The sequence below is a fragment of the Sphingobacterium shayense genome (assembly GCF_013179575.1).
GTDB classification, from domain to species: Bacteria; Bacteroidota; Bacteroidia; order Sphingobacteriales; family Sphingobacteriaceae; genus Sphingobacterium; species Sphingobacterium shayense.
Genome location: NZ_JABMCQ010000304.1, coordinates 1 through 1,864 on the forward strand (window position 1 = coordinate 1; position 1,864 = coordinate 1,864).

The 1,864-nt window shown below is 39.7% G+C and carries 2 protein-coding genes; one reads left to right on the plus strand and one right to left on the minus strand.

Annotated features, from left to right (window positions below; translation table 11 throughout):
* Positions 1-161: 161 nt before the first annotated feature.
* The gene (locus HP439_RS18930; protein ID WP_172391883.1) at positions 162-665 is read right to left on the minus strand and encodes a cupin domain-containing protein; all 504 of its coding nucleotides are present in this window, start codon (positions 663-665) and stop codon (positions 162-164) included.
* A gap of 172 nt (positions 666-837) precedes the next feature.
* On the opposite strand from HP439_RS18930, the gene HP439_RS18935 reads away from it, so the two are divergent.
* Positions 838-1,864, plus strand: a 1,027-nt coding sequence (locus tag HP439_RS18935) for an ATP-dependent DNA helicase (protein WP_172391884.1), incomplete at its 3' end; no start/stop codon positions are given.

Here is a 1,864-nt window from a genome sequence, read left to right on the forward strand (position 1 = left end):
GGAGAAACAGCATAAAGGGAGGTGTACACTTAGCAATACCACTATTCGTAAAAGAATGTCATACATAATTCACGGATAATTGTATGAGATTTTATATTTGAATAAAGAGGCAAAAGAGCTTCTTTATTCAAATATATTCGAAAGGACTGGATCGAACGTGGCTACCGGCCAAAGTCGTCTTGTACGCGCACGATATCTGTTTCATCTGACGGATTGCTATCGTCGGTGTGCTGCCATATTTCAGCAACAACTCCAAAGGATTCTAATCCAATCAACCGGTGTCTTTCGCCTTGAGGAAGTCGAATGAAATCTCCCTCGTTAAGCGTCTTTAATTCATTTTCATCATCCGTCGCACTCGTTACGACTCCCACCGTCCCTTTTGTAACTCTCCAAATTTCAGCGCGGCGGTGATGATACTGCCACGACAGTCGTTTGTTTGGTGCTACAATAAGAATTTTCGGGCTAAGTTTTCCTGATATTTTCAATCCCTGAACATCAAGTCCATCAAAAAATTGATCAGCAAATTTTTGCGCTTGATCCTCATGGATGACAAAGAATCCACCCCAAGGTCTACTTTGGTCGATATTATCTATTTGAAAGCCTTGTTCGGTTAATTGTTCTTCGATTTCTTTAAACAATTCACTTTTATCGATATGTGTTGTCATGAGTCTAAATTTTTGCAGTGAAGTTAATGGTTTTCTTTTTTATTTGCCAATAAAAGCTTTCTAAAACAATCGTTGTGGACGACTTTGGGTTTTCAACATCTCCGAATTGTACTGAAAGGCAATCGAGATATTATTATCTTTGTCTCTTATCATTTGTAAAAGAAGGACAGTCATGACATTACCAAAAGTTGACGAACAGAATGAAGCATTTATGCAGGCGGTCGCATTCGTCAATCAGACGAATCAACATTTATTTCTTACCGGCAAAGCGGGTACTGGGAAAACAACTTTTTTAAAATATATTCGCGATAACTCGTATAAGAAAATGGCTATCACAGCGCCTACTGGTGTTGCGGCGATGAATGCTGGAGGTACGACTCTTCATGCCCTTTTTTGGTTGCCATTTGGAGTTTTTATTGAAGACTATCCTTTAAAATGGGACGAGCAGGACAATCATATTTATAATAAAAGCCGTTTGTTCTCCACGATAAAGCTGACTAAGCAGCGACGTGCGATATTGCAGGAACTCGAGCTTTTGGTAATCGACGAGGTGTCGATGGTGCGAGCGGATACGCTGGATGCCATCGATATTATTTTGAAATCTGTTAGACGAGATATGCGTCCCTTTGGTGGTGTGCAAATGTTATTTATAGGTGATTTATATCAGTTGCCGCCGGTAGTACGCGATCACGAATGGCATGTGCTCCGTGATCACTATAGTAGTCCTTTCTTCTTCAATTCGAAGGTGTTACGCGAAAGCCCTCCGGTATTATTAGAACTTAATAAAATCTATCGCCAAAATGATGGTAAATTCATAGCGTTGTTGAATAATATACGTAATAACCAATGTACCCCCGAGGATTTAGAAAAATTAAATTCTCATTATCGGCATGATTTCGTGCCTAAAGAAGGGGAGCAGTATATAACACTTAGTTCTCATAACAAACTTGCGGATACAATTAATCAGGAACAACTTCATCAGTTAGCGGGAAAATTGCACAACGTAAAGGCGGTGGTGCAAGATGAATTTCAACAATCCTCGTTTCCGGCGGATGAAACATTGCCGTTGAAAATTGGTGCGCAGGTAATGTTTATAAAAAATGATACCGGAGATGACCGGAAGTTCTTTAATGGAAAAATTGGGATTATAAAAGAATTGAATCTCGACCGCGATCAAATCGTGGTAGGTTTTACCGATG

Excerpts from the sequence above, each read along its gene's own strand:
- HP439_RS18930 (WP_172391883.1), bottom strand. The coding sequence starts at position 665 with ATGACAACACATATCGATAAAAGTGAATTGTTTAAAGAAATCGAAGAA.